The sequence below is a fragment of the Paenibacillus residui genome (assembly GCF_042677205.1).
GTDB classification, from domain to species: Bacteria; Bacillota; Bacilli; order Paenibacillales; family NBRC-103111; genus Paenibacillus_L; species Paenibacillus_L residui.
On the sequence record NZ_JBHTIU010000028.1, the window covers coordinates 38,691 to 56,252 of the forward strand.

Annotated in this window: 16 protein-coding genes; 2 read left to right on the top strand and 14 right to left on the bottom strand. The window is 49.7% G+C overall.

Translation table 11 applies throughout. The annotated features are described in order from the left end of the window. Positions 1 to 42: 42 nt before the first annotated feature. Positions 43 to 948, bottom strand: a complete 906-nt coding sequence (locus ACFQ03_RS08805; RefSeq protein WP_144941136.1) for an NAD(P)/FAD-dependent oxidoreductase — start codon at positions 946 to 948, stop codon at positions 43 to 45. Between the two features lie 118 nt (positions 949 to 1,066). Continuing rightward, a complete protein-coding gene (locus ACFQ03_RS08810; protein WP_144941134.1) occupies positions 1,067 to 1,471 on the bottom strand; it encodes an Rrf2 family transcriptional regulator in 405 nt (134 codons plus the stop codon). Positions 1,472 to 1,862: 391 nt separating this feature from the next. On the opposite strand from ACFQ03_RS08810, the gene ACFQ03_RS08815 reads away from it, so the two are divergent. Together ACFQ03_RS08815 and ACFQ03_RS08820 are read left to right on the top strand one after the other, a co-directional pair. Continuing rightward, the gene (locus ACFQ03_RS08815; RefSeq protein WP_379287528.1) at positions 1,863 to 3,122 is read left to right on the top strand and encodes an ATP-binding protein; all 1,260 of its coding nucleotides are present in this window, start codon (positions 1,863 to 1,865) and stop codon (positions 3,120 to 3,122) included. Positions 3,123 to 3,286: 164 nt separating this feature from the next. Next, complete coding sequence (locus ACFQ03_RS08820) at positions 3,287 to 5,584, top strand: helix-turn-helix domain-containing protein (RefSeq protein WP_379287529.1); 2,298 nt, start codon at positions 3,287 to 3,289, stop codon at positions 5,582 to 5,584. Between the two features lie 15 nt (positions 5,585 to 5,599). Here the strand turns inward: ACFQ03_RS08820 and ACFQ03_RS08825 are convergent, their stop codons facing one another. From ACFQ03_RS08825 to purB, 12 genes are all read right to left on the bottom strand, one after another. Further along, entirely contained in the window at positions 5,600 to 7,207 is a 1,608-nt protein-coding gene (locus tag ACFQ03_RS08825; protein ID WP_144941128.1) for an extracellular solute-binding protein, read from the bottom strand. Positions 7,208 to 7,295: 88 nt separating this feature from the next. Further along, positions 7,296 to 8,207, bottom strand: a complete 912-nt coding sequence (locus tag ACFQ03_RS08830; protein ID WP_379287531.1) for a carbohydrate ABC transporter permease — start codon at positions 8,205 to 8,207, stop codon at positions 7,296 to 7,298. A gap of 15 nt (positions 8,208 to 8,222) precedes the next feature. Continuing rightward, the gene (locus tag ACFQ03_RS08835; protein WP_379287533.1) at positions 8,223 to 9,200 is read right to left on the bottom strand and encodes an ABC transporter permease; all 978 of its coding nucleotides are present in this window, start codon (positions 9,198 to 9,200) and stop codon (positions 8,223 to 8,225) included. A gap of 496 nt (positions 9,201 to 9,696) precedes the next feature. Next, positions 9,697 to 10,236: a hypothetical protein gene (locus ACFQ03_RS08840; RefSeq protein WP_379287535.1), complete on the bottom strand. Its 540-nt coding sequence runs from the start codon at positions 10,234 to 10,236 to the stop codon at positions 9,697 to 9,699. A 293-nt stretch (positions 10,237 to 10,529) separates the two neighbouring features. Beyond that, positions 10,530 to 11,075, bottom strand: a complete 546-nt coding sequence (locus ACFQ03_RS08845) for a methylated-DNA--[protein]-cysteine S-methyltransferase (protein WP_379287537.1) — start codon at positions 11,073 to 11,075, stop codon at positions 10,530 to 10,532. Further along, positions 11,072 to 11,656 carry a bifunctional transcriptional activator/DNA repair enzyme AdaA gene (locus ACFQ03_RS08850; RefSeq protein WP_186328489.1) on the bottom strand — a complete coding sequence of 195 codons (585 nt, stop codon included), beginning with the start codon at positions 11,654 to 11,656 and terminating at the stop codon, positions 11,072 to 11,074. The genes ACFQ03_RS08845 and ACFQ03_RS08850 overlap by 4 nt, the downstream gene beginning before the upstream one ends. Before the next feature lie 177 nt (positions 11,657 to 11,833). Beyond that, entirely contained in the window at positions 11,834 to 13,171 is a 1,338-nt protein-coding gene (locus ACFQ03_RS08855) for an MmgE/PrpD family protein (RefSeq protein ID WP_379287539.1), read from the bottom strand. A 102-nt stretch (positions 13,172 to 13,273) separates the two neighbouring features. Next, entirely contained in the window at positions 13,274 to 14,023 is a 750-nt protein-coding gene (locus tag ACFQ03_RS08860) for an amino acid ABC transporter ATP-binding protein (protein ID WP_144941114.1), read from the bottom strand. A gap of 12 nt (positions 14,024 to 14,035) precedes the next feature. Next, positions 14,036 to 14,707 carry an amino acid ABC transporter permease gene (locus ACFQ03_RS08865; RefSeq protein ID WP_144941112.1) on the bottom strand — a complete coding sequence of 224 codons (672 nt, stop codon included), beginning with the start codon at positions 14,705 to 14,707 and terminating at the stop codon, positions 14,036 to 14,038. A 33-nt stretch (positions 14,708 to 14,740) separates the two neighbouring features. Beyond that, entirely contained in the window at positions 14,741 to 15,541 is an 801-nt protein-coding gene (locus ACFQ03_RS08870; RefSeq protein ID WP_379287542.1) for an amino acid ABC transporter substrate-binding protein, read from the bottom strand. A gap of 134 nt (positions 15,542 to 15,675) precedes the next feature. Beyond that, positions 15,676 to 16,185: a GNAT family N-acetyltransferase gene (locus ACFQ03_RS08875; protein ID WP_379287544.1), complete on the bottom strand. Its 510-nt coding sequence runs from the start codon at positions 16,183 to 16,185 to the stop codon at positions 15,676 to 15,678. Beyond that, positions 16,178 to 17,560, bottom strand: coding sequence for an adenylosuccinate lyase (gene purB, locus ACFQ03_RS08880; RefSeq protein ID WP_379287546.1), 1,383 nt, complete (start codon positions 17,558 to 17,560; stop codon positions 16,178 to 16,180). Before purB ends, ACFQ03_RS08875 begins: the two co-directional genes overlap by 8 nt. Positions 17,561 to 17,562: the final 2 nt, after the last annotated feature.

A 17,562-nucleotide genomic window follows, 5' to 3' on the forward strand; every position in this document is an offset into this window, starting at 1 on the left:
GCAAGAGTTACAAATAAAGGCCTCGTACGGATTTATTTCATTTTATCCGTATTCTTCCTCCGTCAAATCCATATGGACACTCATGGCGGTTCGGCTGCCGTCAGCTGCGGCGAACACTACTTGGGAGGGTCCGATGTATGAGGCATCACCGGCGGCATAGAGTCCGGGAACCGAGGTTCTTCCCCCCTTATCCGTCTTGATCCCGCCCATATCCGTCCTTTCACAGCCCAATTGCTCAACGAATGGCGCGCTTTGAACAAATTTGGGGGATACGAAGCCGCCGGTTCTCGGAATTTCGGTCCCATCAGCGAATCGAATACGCTCAAGCCGCCCGTTGTGCCCGATGAACGACATAATAGGCTGCTCCATGATCGCGATTCCCCAGGATTGAAGCCGTTGTTTCTGCTCATCCGACAAGGTAGCCTTCCCGTTCGTGCAGACGATCAAATCCTTGCTCCAACTGAGGAGCAATTTGGCTTTATGAAAGACGTCCGGATATTCGGAAACGACGGCGAGCGGTTGGTCCCGCAGCTCCCAGCCGTCACAATAGGGACAATTGAACAAACTCTTTCCGTATAGCGGATAGAAGCCTTCGATCTCCGGAAAAACTTCTTTCACGCCTGTTGCCAAGATCAGCTTTCGTGCTTGAACACGCTGTCCTGACAAATCGCATATTTCAAATCCGGATTCGATCCTGCCCACCGAGGCCACCTCGATTGGTAAATGTTCGACAGTAGGGTAACGGAGCACCTCCTCATAAGCAATGCGGCGGAATTCGGCCGGAGTTACGCCGTCTCTCGTAATAAAGCCGTGAGACGCATGCGTAACGGCATTCCTGGGCTGATTGTTATCGATCAAAGCCACACTTCTTCTTGCCCTGCCTAGCACTAGGGCCGCATTCAAGCCTGCAGGACCTCCTCCGATAATCGCGCAATCGTAAATCGTCATGAAATTCATCCTTTCTTATTGAATTCGAAGATATTAGAGACTCTTAATGTCTGTAATAAGAACAAGAAAACATGCTTTACCTCAACGAAACACCATCTTTCCTAAAAATATAAAAAGCTCACCTTAATCCTTTCAACTGCTTCTGGGCCAGATCGGCTAATTTCGTTTCTCTAAGATGCGACTCCATCTTCTCTTCGGCTTCCTTCATGACCGCTTGTATCAAGCACTCGTCGCTGTGGACGAAACCACATTCAAACATGGAGGCGGTGCCCTCAATAGCGTGGATAATATCCAGAAAAGTAATGTCGTCTTTGTTGCGGGATAACCGGTAGCCGCCATTAGCGCCGGAAATCGATTCGATCATCCCCGCTTTTACGAGTCTCGTCAATATTTTGGATAGATAGGTCGGTGAAACGCCTTGGGACTCCGCCAGTTGCTGAACCCCTACCGGCTTGACCGGAGAAGCGGCAACGAGCATGAGCATGGTGTGCAGGGCGTAATTCGTCGCTTTTGTAAATTTCATGGAAGCACCTCACCTCATCACAGACTTATTGGGTCTATAATATCCTTGAATTTGCCGTTGTGTCAAGCTGTTTTCTTTTTTTTGTAATATATCACGAATCGCTTCAACCTGCAGCTAAGCAACCATAACCATACCTATTCGTATGTTTAGTTAATGATTCATTATTTCCAGCATTTACAAAGGTCAAATTTGCTCGGTCATCCTCACTTTTTGCAGGATTTTTACAGAGCTATATTGAAATTAATACTACTGTTTAATAGTCGGATGTTGGATGGCAGGATTGGCGGAGCATCGGCGGCCACCCGCCCCGAGTGTTAATCGTTCTCAGGAAGCGATACGGTTTCGCTTTTCACTGAATTACTTATTCTAAGACAAAGGGCGGCGGATTGATATGATTAATATCCATACATTATTGTTAAACGCCTTTATTGTCCTTATTTCCATATTTCTTTATCAAGTCTTATGTCTGGATAGAGAAAAAGAAAAATACAAATCGTTCATAAGCCTGTTCCTGTTTTCCGCGACCAATCTTCTATGTATGACCTTCCCTATCCACATTTATTCGGGATTTTTCTTTGATTTGCGGTTCATTCCGGTCATCTTGTGCTTTTTCTACAGCGGGTATCGCAATCTGGTTATTATTACGGCAGTGCATCTGCTTTACCGGTATCTCTTAGGAGGCGGCGGATTCTATGCTTCTATCGAGGTAGCCTGTATTCTTATGCTTGGCTTGATGATTGCGGGGCCTTTTCGCGACTCTTTTCCCATACGCAAGAAAATGGCAATAGCTACTTTCTTTACGCTGTTCTATTCCATAATCGTCAGCATCTCCTCTATGGCCACCTTGGGACAATCAGAAATCTATGTACGGTTTTTCCTTGAGTACATCGCCATTAACCTGATTACTATATGGATGTCTGTCTACTTACTTGAAAATCTGATAGAGAAATCCCGTCTGAAAAAAGAGATTCGGCAAGCAGAGAAGCTGTCCTTATTCGGCAATCTTACCGCCTCCATTGCACATGAGATCCGAAACCCTCTGACGGTAGTGAACGGTTTCCTGCAGCTATTGATCGAAAATCGGGGGACGGAACAGCAAAACCGGGAGTATCAGCAGCTGATGAAACAGGAACTCGAAAGAGCTCTATCGATCATTACCCAGTATTTGTCCATTGCGAAGCCTGACCCCGATATCACCGAACCGCTTGAACTGGGGAAAGTCATCGCGCAAGTCACGAGGACCATGTCTCCCTATGCCAACCTTAACAAGGTTGAAATTCACAGCTTGATCCCGCCTGGTCTTCATTTGGTGGCCGACCTGGCCAAAATAAAGCAATGTTTTATCAATATTATGAAAAACGGAATTGAAGCCATGGAGGACGGCGGCGTTCTCCAGATTAACGCTGAGAAGAGGAAGAACGAACTCGTCATAGATATTACTGATCAAGGGGTCGGAATGACTCAGGAGGAAATAGACAGACTGGGTATGCCGTTCTATTCCACGAAGGAGAAGGGAACCGGTCTTGGAACGATGTACAGCTACAGCATTCTTAGAGGAATGGGAGGAAGAGTGGAAGTGAAAAGCAAGAAAGGAGCGGGAACGAGGGTGACTCTAATCATCCCTGTCCCGCAAGAGTCTCCTGTTGAATGATATATCTTGAGCAGTTGTCTGTACGAAGGTTTCCCATTGCCCCCATTCCTTTAATTATCTATACTGGTAATATCATACTGTTGACCGTACCTCTATCTGGGGTTATCCGTATCTGCTTGTAGGCGTAACATTTCCCGGCTTTCAAAAGAATGGGGAGGTGCCTAATGAGTTGGAGTAACTTTAAGTCCAAACTGCTGCTGCAGTACATTTGGTCCTATCTCTTAATCTTTCTTATTCCTCTAATTATACTTACCTTCTTCATCTACCATAATGCCGTCCAAAATTTACGCGCCGAGATCGAGCATTCTTTTGTCAACCAGTTGAACCAGGTCAAGCACAACATCGATGCGCGTATGACCGAGCTTCGGGATATTGCAACCCGGATGGCTTACGATGAACGACTGACTCCATATATGGTCAGCCATCCTTATTATTCCCGCGACGCCATTCTAACCCTCGAGAAGTATAAAGCGAACAGCTCGATCCTGGAAGAAATCTTCTTGTATTTCCGCAAAGATAACGTTATCTACTCATCCCGCGGCCTGACGAATCTTGATGTGCTGTTCGATCAATCCTATTCATTCAAGGACTGGAGCAAGGAAGAGATCATCGACGATCTGAATAATGTCGCTTACCCGGTAGTACGCCCGGCGGGTTCAGTAAACACCAACGTGCATCTTGAAAAATCATTGCTGGCTTATCTGGTTCCGATCATGCCGAACCATTCTTATCCACATGGCACAGTCCTGTATTTAATGGAGGAATCCCGGCTTACGGGACTGATGGACTCCATCCTTAATGATTTTAAAGGGAATAGCTACATATTTGACCAGGACGGCCGAGTGCTTGCCCGAAATAACCACGGTGCTCCCATACCAACGGAAGAACTGCACGTCCTCCCGGAATTAAGCCCGGGCACCCACAGCTTGAAGCTGAACAACCAATCGCACTCTGTTGTGGCCGTCAAGTCGAGCTTCAATGACTGGACCTACGTGACCGCTATACCGAGCGACCAATTTTTCAGTCATGTTTTCCATATCCAGACCTTCTTTTTGCTTGCCTTTGCCATCGTTGTCTTGGTCGGGACATTCGCAGCCGTTCTCCTCGCCAAGAGGCAGTATCACCCTATTCACGATTTGCTGGAATTTGCCAAGCTGAAGGCGGACTCCACCGCCCCCGCTCTGACGAAATCCCCCAATGAACTGGATTGGATTCGCCAGATGCTGCATAACTACAGTACCCGTGTCGATCTTCAGGAGCCCTATGCCAGGAACCAGTTTTTGCTTATGCTGTTGACGCACGGGTTGCCTGAGGAACAGCAAGCGGGGCAGCTCTTGAAGATGTTCGGCGTGCAATTGGTTGGTGACCGTTACTTCGTCATTTCCATGGCTTGGGACGAATATCCCGGCTTATCGGAGCCATTCCAGGATCGCCAGAAAATTATCCATCTGCTGACGGAAGTGAGTATTCCCGAATATAAAACGCTGGTTTATGGCGTTGAGCTGCCGCAGTCCGATCAAATTGCACTCATTATCTGCATGGCTGGAACAACAGATCACGGCCATTCGCCGAATCGGCGGATCGAGCGGATCGTGGAAGCCTTACGTGCTATCGTGATGGAGAACTCGCATCTGATTCCGTCCTTCGGGATCGGCAAGTGCTATTCGAGCCCCGGGATGCTGAACCAATCCTATATTGAAGCCTCCTCGGCGCTGGAATACCGCATGGCCAGCGGCAAGGGCAGCACGACTTACTTCGAGAAGCTCTCCGATACTCCGCATTCAACCTACTGGATTCCGAAGGATGCGCTGCTCAAGCTGGTCCAAAGCTTGAGGCACGGCAACGAAACCGTCGCGATACAAATGATCCGTACAATCTTTGCCAACATCAAGTCGCAGAAGCTGTCATTAGCTTTTTTGCGCTGCATTTGCTTCGATCTCCTGAACACCCTCCTCAAGACGGCGTCGGAGCTGGGAATGGCCGAATTTGTCCGGGATATCCCGAACATGACCTCCTTCGAATCACTGGAGGAACTGGAAAATAAGCTGGGAATGTTCGCCGCGCAAATTTGCAAGCAGGTCGAAATGAACACGGAAACCAAACAGCACTCGATCATGGATGAGATCATCGCTCAGGTCGATGAGGAGTACACCGACTACCAGCTCAGCCTGGATAAGCTCGCGCAGAAACATTCTATCTCGTCCTCTTACTTGAGCCGCGCCTTCAAAGAGCGGACGGGATGCAATTTCTCGCAATACGTTTGGCAGCGCAGAATGGAAGAAGTGAAACGGCTGCTGCTGACGACCGGCGATCCGCTGAAGGATATTATCACCCGGGTCGGCTATCTGGACGCGCCTAATTTCATTCGCAAATTCAAGAAGGTGACCGGATATACACCAGGGCAGTATCGAAAGTTGCATACGGCACGTGAAAAGACATTGCTATATGCAGATGATGAATAGCCGAATCTTAATGCTTTATTTCGAATCCCAACGGTCATAGGCGGCCTGGTAGATTTCCACAACCCGATCCGCTCCCATTTTCTTCAATTGATCGCTATACTTATCCCAGTTGCTGAGCGGCTCTTGGCCCGTAACGAACTTCGCTTCCATCTGTTTCACATAAGTATCGAGATCCGAGCGCAATCTGGATGTTTCCTGCTGCTCCTCCTGTGTCTGGTATACTTTTGGATAAGGGACTTTGGCGTACGGCACCAGCTTCTCCAAGGTTTCTTTATCCAGCCAATCATCGAATTCGCCTCTCAGTCCTTGGCTCACCTTGGCATCCGCTACTCCCGGCGTCACAATGCCGTAGTCGGGAGTCAGCGTTGCCCTGTAGTCTTCCCGGTCGCCACCGCCAGGAACGGGCAGCCATTCTTTGATCTGCTTCTCTTTGTCCTTATACTTCCATAGGATTCCTTCCGGACCTTGGCCGAACAACGTCGCCCCTTCATAAGTATACAGGTAATCGATCCAGCGCATGGTCGCTTCCGGGGACGGATTGCTGCTCGTAATCGCGAACGCGCCCGTTGACAGGCCGGGATGCTTGCCGTAAACCGGGGCATCGACCATGTCGCTCTTCACAGGCAGCATCATCGGATCGTCCGTGCCCGGCTCCCCGCCTAACGTGAAGTATGGATGATAGTCGGAGAACAGCGCCACTTGATTGTTTTTCCCTTTGGCTTTCTTCTGATCGTCCGTTTGGGAGAAGGTTTCCTTATCCAGCAGGCCTTCGTTCCACAGCCGGTTCAGAAAGGTCAGATAGCCCTTATATCCTTCTTCCATCGGAGTATAATGAACTTTACCGTCTTTATCGGCATAGATCACTTCGCCGTAGATTCCCCAGAAGCCCAGCATGAACATCCGAATATCATCCAGCTTGACGGACACGAGCGGAATTTCGTCCTGCTTGCCGTTGCCGTTCGGATCTTCTTCCTTAACCCTTTTCAGATAGGTGTACAGCTCTTCCGTAGTCTCCGGCAGTTTATCCATGTTGAGCGCTTTCAGAAATTTGCCGTTATACCACATAGGGCCCCGATACCAGACAGCGGACAGGTCGATGCGCGGCAGGGAGTATATATGCCCATCCGGCGTCGTAATCGATTTGCGAATGTCCGGGTGTTTATCCAGCACCTTCTTAATGTTCGGTGCGTACTGGTCGATCAATTCCTCCAGCGGCACAAGAAGCCCCTGTCCCCCATAGTTGACTTCCTCGGCCGACGTAATCTGTGCCGCATAGAAAATATCCGGCAAATCTCCGCTGGCGAAGACCAGGTTCTTCTTCGTATCGAAGCTGTCCAGCGGGGCATTGCGGAACTGCAGCTTGATGCCCGTCAGCTTCTCCATTTCCTGGAATACAACCATATCCTGCCAGTTCTGAATTCCGACATCGGGTCCCATCATCGTTAAGGAGAGCGGTTCGTTCACGATCGGGAATCCTTCTTTATTGACATGGCTTCCCGAGACCGGATCCTTATGCTCCGGGTTGTCTGCTCCCTGCTTGTCGGGTGAACTGCAACCCGCCAACACTGTCATGAGCATTGTCGCAGCCAACGCAGCCGCCCGCATGTTGATAAGCTGTTGCATGCTTGCTTCCTCCCTTATTCTGTTCATGATTTGAAAAGCATCCGACACCAAAGCAATTGTGTGAAGAATGGGGTTCCAGATCAAGGAATCAGCCTTTGACCGAACCGATCATAACCCCTTGCACAAAGTACCTCTGCACAAATGGATAGACGACGATAACCGGCAGCGACGATACAATAATTACTGCATATTTCACGAGCGCGGCTACTTCCGCCTTGTTGTTCATAGCCGCTGCGACCGATGAATCGATCGCCGCTCCTTTGGTCATGGCGGACATCTCCTGCAGAACGAGAATCTGGCGCAAAATCATTTGCAGCGGGTATTTCGTTTCTTCGTTCAAATAAATGAGCGCTCCAAAATAGCTGTTCCAATGCCCGACCCCATAGAACAAAGCCATAACGGCAATGATTGGCGTCGACAGCGGCAGGACGACCTTGACGAACAGTCTGAGATTGGTGCAGCCGTCGATGTGAGCGGCCTCCTGCAATTCCTTCGGAATCGTTGATTGGAAGAAGGTGCGGGCGACGATGATATTCCATACGGACGCGGCTCCCGGCAGGATGAGCGCCCACATGGTGTTGACGAGCCCCAAATTTTTGACAAGCAGGTATCCGGGTACCAGACCGCCGCCGAAAAACATGGTAAACAAAAACATCCCCATGAAGAAGTTTCGTCCGATAAAATCTTTACGGCTCAATGCATAGGCCGCGGGCAGCGTGACAAACAAATTGACTGCCGTCCCCACCAGCGTATAGATGATTGTATTTTTGTAGCCGGACCATATTTTGGCGTTCTCGAATACCCTCATATAGCCTTCGAACGTTATTCCCTTAGGAAATAACCACATCTCCCCCGAATTGACCAGCTTCGGATCACTGATCGATGCGCTGATAATATACAGAATCGGGTACGCCACAATGATGAAGGCCAATACAAGATATATATAGTTGAAGACGATGAAAATTTTATCCGCTTTCGTTTCTTTCACGGCGGCTGCCATACAGCACCCCCTCCTTTACCACAAGCTGGTTTCGTTGGTGCGGCGCGCAATTTGATTGACAGTAACGAGCAATATGGCATTAACTACCGAATTAAATAAGCCTACTGCCGTGGAGAAGCTGTATTGGGCATCCAACAGACCGGACCGATAAACGAAAGTGGAAATAACATCTGAGGCTTCCATGTTAAGGGGGTTCTGAAGGAGTAATATCTTTTCAAAACCAACGCCCAGAATACTGCCCATGTTCAGGATGAGCAATATCGTAATGGTAGGAATGATGGCCGGAATATTGATGTTCCAAATTCTCTGCCAACGGCTTGCGCCATCCATAATGGCCGCCTCATAAAGCTGTGGATCTACCCCGGACAGGGCAGCCAGATAGATAACCGTTCCCCATCCTGTACTCTGCCAGACGCCGGACAGGACGTACACCGTCTTGAACCAGGCCGGATCGGTCAGGAATGCCGGCGCATCGATTCCTAGAAAATTCAACATATGAATAATGATTCCCGTCGTTGGCGATAAGAACGTGATAATAATGCCGGCCATCACGACCACGGAAATAAAATGAGGCGCATAGGTAACGGTTTGCACAGCTCTTTTGAAAAAAACATTCTTGGCTTCATTAAAGGATAACGCCAGAATGATGGGAAGCGGAAAGCCAACCGCTAATTCGTACAGGCTGATACTGAGCGTATTCCACAGCAGATCCCAGAAATAGTAGGAGTTGAAAAATCGTTCGAAATGATCGAATCCTACCCAAGGGCTTCCCAAAATTCCCTTCGTGGGAATAAAGTTTTTGAAAGCGATCTGTATTCCATACATAGGGACATAGTGAAAGATCAGGAAGTAAAAGAACGCTGGGGCAATAAACAAATAGAGCTCCCAGTTTTTGAGCAGCTTTCTCCGGAACGACTTTCTCTTGCTTAACTTGTCGTCGACCTTGACGGGTTCCAAATTCACGGCAAGAGTGTTCCTTCCGTTGTCTCGCATCGGATCCTCCCTCCTTGGCAAGTGTTCCAGTACATTGTCGTTATGCATAACGCCGCGCCCTTTAGGATAGCGCTTTCAATCAAGATTGTAGACAATTTCTATGAAGAACGTAAATATGTCGATTATGTATTGTCAGTGTTATCGGATAAATTCGCGTGGGGGCCGGATTTGACGCTACCGCTCTCCCCCTTCTGCCCGCCGCAAATACCGTAAAATTGGTCATAATTGATGTGGGGATACCAAGTCAAAATCTACATATGTTTCGTTTCGGAAAAGGCCTTATATGGGGTAGGGATCAAATGAAGACATGTAGCGCAGCAACAACGCGCACCGGGGGAGGCGCGCGTTGTGAAAGACCGGTGATTTGGGAAGCGGTTGTTAATCATTTGCGATTGACTCGTTCCCTCTTATCCTTGTTGGGACAGCTCAGCTTTGTGTAATCCTCTTTGTTTGTTTAGAACGAGTCATTCTATAGGAGCGGTTCTATGCCCCCACCTTATAAATTCTCTCCGCAGCGTTTCATAAATCGCATAATAACGACGGTCAGAATAATGGAAAAGACAAACAAAGCAATAATTAAAATAAAAGCTAACGGCGGAATGATAAACATAACGATGGCCAAAATAGCGGCCACCTGCAGCAGCAGGTATTGCGTCCACCTCTTCTCCGCCTCTTCGTAGATCTGTGTCTTCCCCTGGTGGTTGGCCATCTCCTTAATCCCCATGAACAAATGATGGACAAGGATCAGACCCAGTATTAACGAAACGATTCCGATAAGTAGACCTAATAGGTTGAAATGAACTCCACCGTCCGTATTAGGCTGTTCATAGATGCTGAAAATAGATACGGCAATCATGACGAGATTCAGGGTTCCCGCCTTTTTGAAATAGGGGCTGTGTCCGGCCAACGTGCTGAATCCTACGGCAAACAAAATATAACCGATGATATCCGGCAAAATATCAAAGCCTTGGACTCTAAAATCAATCATGATGAACAGAAAACCCCAGAATAGCTTGTCAAAGCCCGCTTTTACCATTCCCTAACCTCTCTTCTCTTCCGCCATAGACGATATCCATTGACGATTTCTAATGGTACGGTCTCCATTATATAGCAAAACACTGACAGAAAGTCAGTGTTTTTTACCACATTAGAAAGTTTAAGTTCATTAAAGCATTAAAATGGAACAACTTTCTAATTGGCATAAAAAGCTTCCTTTAAAACCGGGTTATTCGTCTTCGAAGAGGCTCCGTTAGGAGCTTTTTTTATGACATCCAACCTCAATTTATTAACTCATCTTTCGAAAAGGGCCCCTGATGTCATTAACCATTTCTACTCTGCCCGTATACTTGTGCGAATGCCGTTCGTTTGCCGTTCAAGCTCAAGCAGCTCCGATTTCAGATCGATCCCCCCGCGATAGCCGACCAACTTAGCATTCTTTCCGATCACCCGATGACACGGAACGAAGATCGGCAGCGGATTGTTTGCATTCGCGGCACCGACGGCTCGGACCGCCTTCGGGCGCCGGACAGCGTCGGCCAATTCCGAATAGGACCTGGTTTGTCCATACGGAATTTGGCGCAGCTCATTCCATACCTGCTGCTGGAACGGGGTTCCCCCGGGGTCGAGCGGGCTTTCGAACCGGGTTCGAATCCCGTGAAAATATTCATCCAGCTCCCGGATATAGGAGGCTAGCCGGTCATCGCTGCGCACCATGCGCGCCCTAGGATACCGCTTGATTATTTGCCGCTCCAGTCGAATAAAGGATTCGTTCGGCAGAGTTATGCAGCAAAGCCCTCGCTCGGACGCGGACAGATAAAATTGTGAGCGGCCCCGGGAATACGGAGCCCAGTAAATGACCTCTTGGTTGCTGTTCATATGGGTCGCCTCTTTTCTACTGCGTTGGCTGCAGCATATTTGTGCAACTGGCGATATTCCGAAGGCGAATACCCCATGCTCTCACGGAAAACGGTTGTGAAATGGGAGGCTGTGCGAAAGCCGGTGGCCAGGGCGATGTCGGTGATGTTCAGACCGGGTTCCTTCAGCTTCTCCACCGCGGTTTGGATCCGGATGTTCCGCAAATATTCGGCCGGTGTCATCCCGGTTACCCTCCGAAACGTGCGATGCAAATGCGAGGAGCTTGTATGCAGCACCTCTGCCAGTCTGTCCAGTGTCAAAGGTTTGTCATATTCACTCTCGATAAGCTCGGTTACGCGAATAGCCATCTCTCCATCCGGCCCATACCGGATGGGATAATCCGGCCGGCATCGCTTGCACGCCCGAAAGCCTGACTTGCGGGCTTCCTCGGCAGTGGCAAATATGCGGGTATGCTCCTTCTTCGGGGTTTTGGACCGGCATGAAGGCAGACAATAGATTCTCGTTGATGCGACTCCATAGTAGAATCGGCCGTCGAAAGCGCCGTTGCATTCCACAATGGCCTTCCAATACTCCTCGTTCATACGATGACACCTCCCGATTTTCATTATAGGGTTTCGGCGGGAGAATGTTAATGCTGCGAGAATAAGAGAGCAAAAATCCGAAAGTCGATGAAGCATCGATTAACGAAGAACGAACGGGATTGGCTCAGCCTGCCGGTCAACATTATATGGAGGAGAATGTTATCGCTTGCTTCTCTTTCACTCGTAAGCGGCCTCCGACAAATGCCGTGTAAGCTCCCGAGCGTCCTCCAGCTCATCCAAGCTTAATATGATCTCTAAAATATCCGAAGCACGCGGACCTTTCACGATACGGTTAAACTTGTCCAGCAGCTCCGCCTCCGTTACCGGATGGTCCGGCGAACCTTTCGGGCAATCCCCGATTTCGCTGACCTTCTCCCCGTTCTTCAAGGTTACGATAACCTGCGTATATTTTACGTTGTCGGGAACTTCGAACACACGCGAACGTTTCATTTTCTGCATATATGCCCGAATCTCCTCACGGATCGGAACCCGTTGAAAATCGTCCGGATTTAAGCCTTGTCCGCTCAGGATCAAGGCTGCGATATATTCGATGCTGAACCTGCCCTCTTCCCCGTTGTCGGGCCGCTGATTAATCAATGCGGCATCGCTGTTATGCGTAAAGATGAACTCTATATCCCTGATCTGCGGGAAGGGAATCGGACCGATTTTCTCCAATGCATCCAGCCCATAGTAGGCTCCCGAGCAGAATGGATACAGCTTGAACCATAACCCGGGCGTAACGATGCGCAACGTATGCCCGTTATCTTGAAGCAGCCACTGGCGGGCATGATTCCATCCTTGGCCGAATACGTTAAAGAAACCAAGCTTCCCATCCAGGCTTGTCTGGTTCGATTGAAAATCGGCGTCCGTCAAGAGCAGCGATCTCACCGCCGAGGATGCGGCCAAGCCGGCATGCAGCGGTTTGGTCTCCGTTCCGAAGTGGACGCGCAGCCCGCTGGCCTGAGTCGCGGCTAAACCGAGTGCCGAACAGGCCTCCTCCACCGTATACGACTTGAAATAAGCGCCGGCAAGGGTGGCCGCCAATACACCGGCGGTACTCGTATTGTGGAAGCCCTTCTCATAATGTTCGCTCGACAAGGCTTGAGCAATCCGGGCCATGGCCTCGACACCGATGATGTAAGCTTCCAACAAACGGCGGCCTGTCATGCCGGCATCACATAACGCCAATAAAGCAGGCAAAATGACAGAGCTGGGATGCCCGCGCACTTCGATATGAACATCGTCGTAGTCCAAAGCGTGTCCCATAAAGCCGTTGATAAGTGCAGATTGGGAAGGAGAAACCTTCATCGGATGAAACAGCACGGGCGCGAGCGGATGCCCTCCTTCCAGTCTGGCCATCCGTATGAGCTTGGTCACCCCCGTATCCTCCTTGCCGGCGTATGAGGAGGCGATATAATCCACGAGGCCGTACTTTGCTTTTTCCAAGCCTTCCTCGGAAAAGGGAGTTTCCCACAGCTTTTTTACAAACGAGTATGTGACTGTCTCTTTGTCCATCGTTCATGCTCACCTTCACTTTCAATAGATTGAAGCAGAAAAAAAAAGAAGCTGCGGAAGTACCAGGTATCTGGCTCCTCCACAGCACTCCTTGGGAAACAATCAACTCGGATTCGAATCAGAACCTAGATGCTTAAGGAATTGCTTGGTCCGTTCCTCCCGGGGGTGATTGAAAAATTCTTTGGACGTCCCTTGCTCCACAATGTTGCCATTTGCTATAAAAATGACATGATCGGACACTTCACGGGCAAAATCCATTTCATGCGTTACGATAATCATTGTTGTTTTCATCTCTGCTATCGACTTTATGACCTGCAGCACCTCCGAGACCAGCTCGGGGTCCAGGGATGATGTCGGCTCGTCGAACAATATGGCGTGCGGTCTCATGGCAAGGGCGCGGGCGATGCTGACTCGCTGCTGCTGGCCTCCTGATAGAGTTGCCGGGTAGTTGTCTTTCTTGCTTTCCAGCCCGACCTGCTTCAGCAATTCCATGCCGATCTCGTTCGCTTCTTTCTTAGGCATTTTCTTCACAACGATCAAGGATTCCGTAATATTTTGCAGGGCCGTTTTATTTTTGAACAGATTATAGTTCTGGAACACCATCGCTGTTTGCGAACGCAATTGCTGAATTTCCTTGCGCGTGCAGCTTTCCGCATTCAATCGCGCATTTCCGATTTCAATCAAACCGGCATCGGGCTTCTCCAGGAAATTCAGGCAGCGGATCAACGTAGATTTGCCAGACCCGGAAGGGCCGATGATCGAGAGCACTTCCCCGTCCTTCACTTCGAGATCGATCCCGTTCAAGACCACCAAGTCGTTGAAGCTCTTTCTTAAATTAGTGACTTTTATCATAATCATTCACCTTTATGTCTTGTATGGGCGATCCAAAAATTTTTCCAGCCGTTCCTGCAGATAGGAATAGACGACAATCAGTCCCCAATAGATCAAGGCAACCGCCAGGTAAGCTTCAAAGAAGCGGAACGATTCTGCGGCCTGCATTTTGGCCTCGGCGAAAATTTCCACAACCCCCAGGGTAAAAGCGAGGGAGGTTTCTTTAATGAGACTGATAAAAATGTTACCCGTAGCCGGCAGTGCAATACGTGCCGCTTGAGGCAGAATAACCCGGCGGTAAGCCTGCATCTTCGTCATACCGCCAGTCAGACAGGCTTCCATCTGACCTTTCTCCACTGCCAGGAAGGCCGCGCGGAAAATTTCCGCCAGGAAGGCCGCCTGCTTGAATCCAAAACCGATAATGGCCGCGGTTACGGCATCCATTTTCGAGAAGAACGGGAACAGCTGCGGCAGTCCGTAATAGATCAGAAACAATTGGACAAGCATCGGAATGGCGCGGAAAAATGAAATATAAACGCCGGCCAGCGACCGCAATACTTTGAGCTGACTATTGCGGATTAAGGCCAGAACCAAACCGATGACTACCGCGATAATCATGGAAACAACCGCGATCAACAGTGTAATCGGAATGTACTTGGCTATTTTGGGCAGCAGCTCGAAAATATAGGATGGATCAAAATTCATGTCTTATCACTCACTCGCAATAGAGCAAGACCATTACTCCGCTTTTGTTGTAATATCTTCTCCATAGTATTTTATCGAAAGCTCCTTCAAAGTTCCGTCTTCTCTTAATTTCTTGATCTCTGCGTTGATTTGCTCGATCAAAGCGTTATTCTCATCCTTCTTTACAAAAGGAAATCCAATATCTTCATAATGGAACGGATCGCCGACGAACTTCAAAGGCAGGTTATTTTTCTTGATTTCAGCCAGCAGAGAAGCTTTGGCATTGACATAGCCGTCTACCCGTTTGTTCAGGACATCATTTTGGGCACCGTCACGATTTTCATAGGTACGAACATCGATTTCCCCGTTCACATCAAATTTTTGCAGGTTTTTAACGTTTTGCGAGCCCAAGACGCCGGATACGGTTTTGCCCTTCAGATCATCCAGCGAATTAATGTTGTCGTTGTCTTGATGCGTTACGATCGTAATTCCGGCGAAAGAATAGGCATCGGTGAAGGCATATTTTTCTTTCCGTTCACTTGTAACCGCGACTGCATTGGCAATGGTATCGATTTTACCGGTTTCCAATTGACCCAATAATCCGCTGAAATCGGAATTTGTCCATTTAACGGTATAACCGAGATTGTCCGCTATCTTCTCAATGACTTCCACATCAAAGCCGACCAGCTTGTCCCCTTCTTTATAGCTGTTGGGATAGGACTGTCCGGTTGCACCCACGCGAAGGACCTTCTCCCCTCCGCTGTTCCCCGAGCTTCCGGAGTTCGAGCCCGAGCATGCGGTCGCCAGCAAGCTTATTACTAATAATGAAAGCAAAACCGAATAAAATTTTCTCATGTAGGACTTCCCCTTTTTATCGTGTAATTTCAATCATGAAGCTATTAGCTGCCGGAAATGACGGGGCACTCCGGCTTGTTATTTATTTAACCACATTAAACATTGATGCTATTAAATAAAATAATCATTCCCTGTTAATTTCTGTCTTCCGGATTAACCTTTATAAAATCTTTCTTCATGTATATCGTTATATGACCGCGCCCCAGATCCTTCGATCCTTGAATTTCATAATGGCGCCGCTTATACATCTCAATCAGCCAAGGATGACGGTCTGCCGTGCCCAGTGAAACGGCCGGGGACTTCAATGTATCCCGGATTATCACTTCTTCGCACCAGGTGATCATTTCGCGGCCGACCCCTTTGCGCCCGACATCCGGATCGCTGGCGAACCACCAAAGATGGGGTACGCCGAAAGGACCAGGCGACGGTCCCCACGGCATTCTCGCCGAGATGGTTGAGACAATTTTCCCGTCCTCCTCCATAACGAAACACATATTCTCGCGGATGTTCTTCCTGACCAAATCCAGATCAGCCGTAGCCGCGGCGAAGTTAATGCCAAGCTGGCGAATCGGCTCGTAAGCGCGCAAGGTCAGTTCCAAGAGAGCAGGCGCATCCTCCTGGGCCGCCATTCGGAAATCAGCCATGCTGTTCCTCCTCCTTAAGCCAGCCTGATGCTTCGGCCGCCGCCAGCACCCGATCTACCGTCTGCGGGGCGGAGCCCAGGTAGGTGGAAGGATCGAGGAGCTTCTCCAGCTCTTCCTGGCTGACGGCTTCCCGGATTCGAGGATCGTCCAGCAGCACCTCGCGGAACGGAATTCCTTCTTCCACGCTCTTCATACAGAGCTCATAGATAACCTCATGGGCGGTCTGCTTGCCCAACGGCTTCGCCAGAGCAAACATCACGCGCTCAGAAAGGAGGAGTCCGCCGAGCTGGTTCAAATTCCGCAGCATGTTCTCCGGCTTCACGACCAGTCCGGCGAGGATAGCCTTGGCGGAAGCCAATTGTGCGGCAAGGTAGATGCAGCTTTCCGGCAGTGCGATCCACTCCCCGCGCCAGGACATCGCATCGCGCTCGTGCTCGACAATCATCGATTCCTGAACAAGAGCAACATTGTAGCGGATCGGCTTGGTGAGGCTGGCGAGCCCTTCCAGCGCCGCCGGATTCCGCTTGTGCGGCATCGTCGATGAGCCGATTTTGCCGGAGGTGAACGGCTCTTCCACCTCATCCAGCTCCGTGCGCATTAAATTGTAAAATTCGTTCGCCATTTTACCTAGGGTGCCGCTGATCATTCCTAACAGACCGGCATACTCGGCCGAGCGGTCCCGCGACGAATGCCAGCAGATATTGGGTGCTTGCAGTCCCAGCCGCTCCATCGTCCGGCGTTCCACTTCCGGTCCCAGCGGGCCGAACGAAGCGTAGGTCCCTACACCGCCTCCCAAAACGCCGGCGAATACCCGGGATTCCGCTTCGCGCAGCCGATCCAGATGACGGATCATCTCATCGAGTACGACCGCGACTTTGAAGCCGAAGGTAGTCGGAAGTCCCTGCATGCCATGAGAGCGCCCGGCAATCGGAGTTGTTCTATGCTCTTGGGCCAGCCTGGCCAGCTCGCGGGCTACGGCCCGAACATCGCGCACGATGATTTGATGGGCTTCCTTAAGCTGCAGCATCATCCCCGTATCCACGATATCCTGCGTAGTTGCGCCGTAATGGACCCACTCACCGTGCTCGGGCCCGCAGAGCTTCTGCAGCGCCTTCAGAGTAGGCATTAAGGAATGCTTGACCTTCAGTACTTCCTGCGCAATTTCAGGAATATTCATGAGCTCTGCTTTCGCCTTGGAAGCAATCGTTTGCGCCGCTTCAGCCGGGATAAGCCCAACCTCCGCTTCCGCAAGCGCCAGGGCCGCTTCAACGTCCAGGTGCTTCTGCAGGCGGTTATCGTCAGACCAGACCTCGCGCATTTCCGCGGTGCCGAAATTATTTTGAAGCATGAACATATCGATTACATGTGATGGCATAT

What these genes read in the sequence shown, in the direction of transcription:
- ACFQ03_RS08810 (WP_144941134.1), bottom strand. Translation starts at nt 1,471, where the DNA reads ATGAAATTTACAAAAGCGACGAATTACGCCCTGCACACCATGCTCATG.
- ACFQ03_RS08855 (WP_379287539.1), bottom strand. Translation starts at nt 13,171, where the DNA reads ATGGACAAAGAGACAGTCACATACTCGTTTGTAAAAAAGCTGTGGGAA.
- ACFQ03_RS08840 (WP_379287535.1), bottom strand. Translation starts at nt 10,236, where the DNA reads ATGGTAAAAGCGGGCTTTGACAAGCTATTCTGGGGTTTTCTGTTCATC.
- ACFQ03_RS08850 (WP_186328489.1), bottom strand. Translation starts at nt 11,656, where the DNA reads ATGAACGAGGAGTATTGGAAGGCCATTGTGGAATGCAACGGCGCTTTC.
- ACFQ03_RS08830 (WP_379287531.1), bottom strand. Translation starts at nt 8,207, where the DNA reads ATGGCAGCCGCCGTGAAAGAAACGAAAGCGGATAAAATTTTCATCGTC.
- ACFQ03_RS08875 (WP_379287544.1), bottom strand. Translation starts at nt 16,185, where the DNA reads ATGGCTGATTTCCGAATGGCGGCCCAGGAGGATGCGCCTGCTCTCTTG.
- ACFQ03_RS08825 (WP_144941128.1), bottom strand. Translation starts at nt 7,207, where the DNA reads ATGCAACAGCTTATCAACATGCGGGCGGCTGCGTTGGCTGCGACAATG.
- ACFQ03_RS08820 (WP_379287529.1), top strand. Translation starts at nt 3,287, where the DNA reads ATGAGTTGGAGTAACTTTAAGTCCAAACTGCTGCTGCAGTACATTTGG.
- ACFQ03_RS08835 (WP_379287533.1), bottom strand. Translation starts at nt 9,200, where the DNA reads ATGCGAGACAACGGAAGGAACACTCTTGCCGTGAATTTGGAACCCGTC.
- ACFQ03_RS08870 (WP_379287542.1), bottom strand. Translation starts at nt 15,541, where the DNA reads ATGAGAAAATTTTATTCGGTTTTGCTTTCATTATTAGTAATAAGCTTG.
- ACFQ03_RS08860 (WP_144941114.1), bottom strand. Translation starts at nt 14,023, where the DNA reads ATGATAAAAGTCACTAATTTAAGAAAGAGCTTCAACGACTTGGTGGTC.
- purB (WP_379287546.1), bottom strand. Translation starts at nt 17,560, where the DNA reads ATGCCATCACATGTAATCGATATGTTCATGCTTCAAAATAATTTCGGC.
- ACFQ03_RS08815 (WP_379287528.1), top strand. Translation starts at nt 1,863, where the DNA reads ATGATTAATATCCATACATTATTGTTAAACGCCTTTATTGTCCTTATT.
- ACFQ03_RS08845 (WP_379287537.1), bottom strand. Translation starts at nt 11,075, where the DNA reads ATGAACAGCAACCAAGAGGTCATTTACTGGGCTCCGTATTCCCGGGGC.
- ACFQ03_RS08865 (WP_144941112.1), bottom strand. Translation starts at nt 14,707, where the DNA reads ATGAATTTTGATCCATCCTATATTTTCGAGCTGCTGCCCAAAATAGCC.
- ACFQ03_RS08805 (WP_144941136.1), bottom strand. Translation starts at nt 948, where the DNA reads ATGACGATTTACGATTGCGCGATTATCGGAGGAGGTCCTGCAGGCTTG.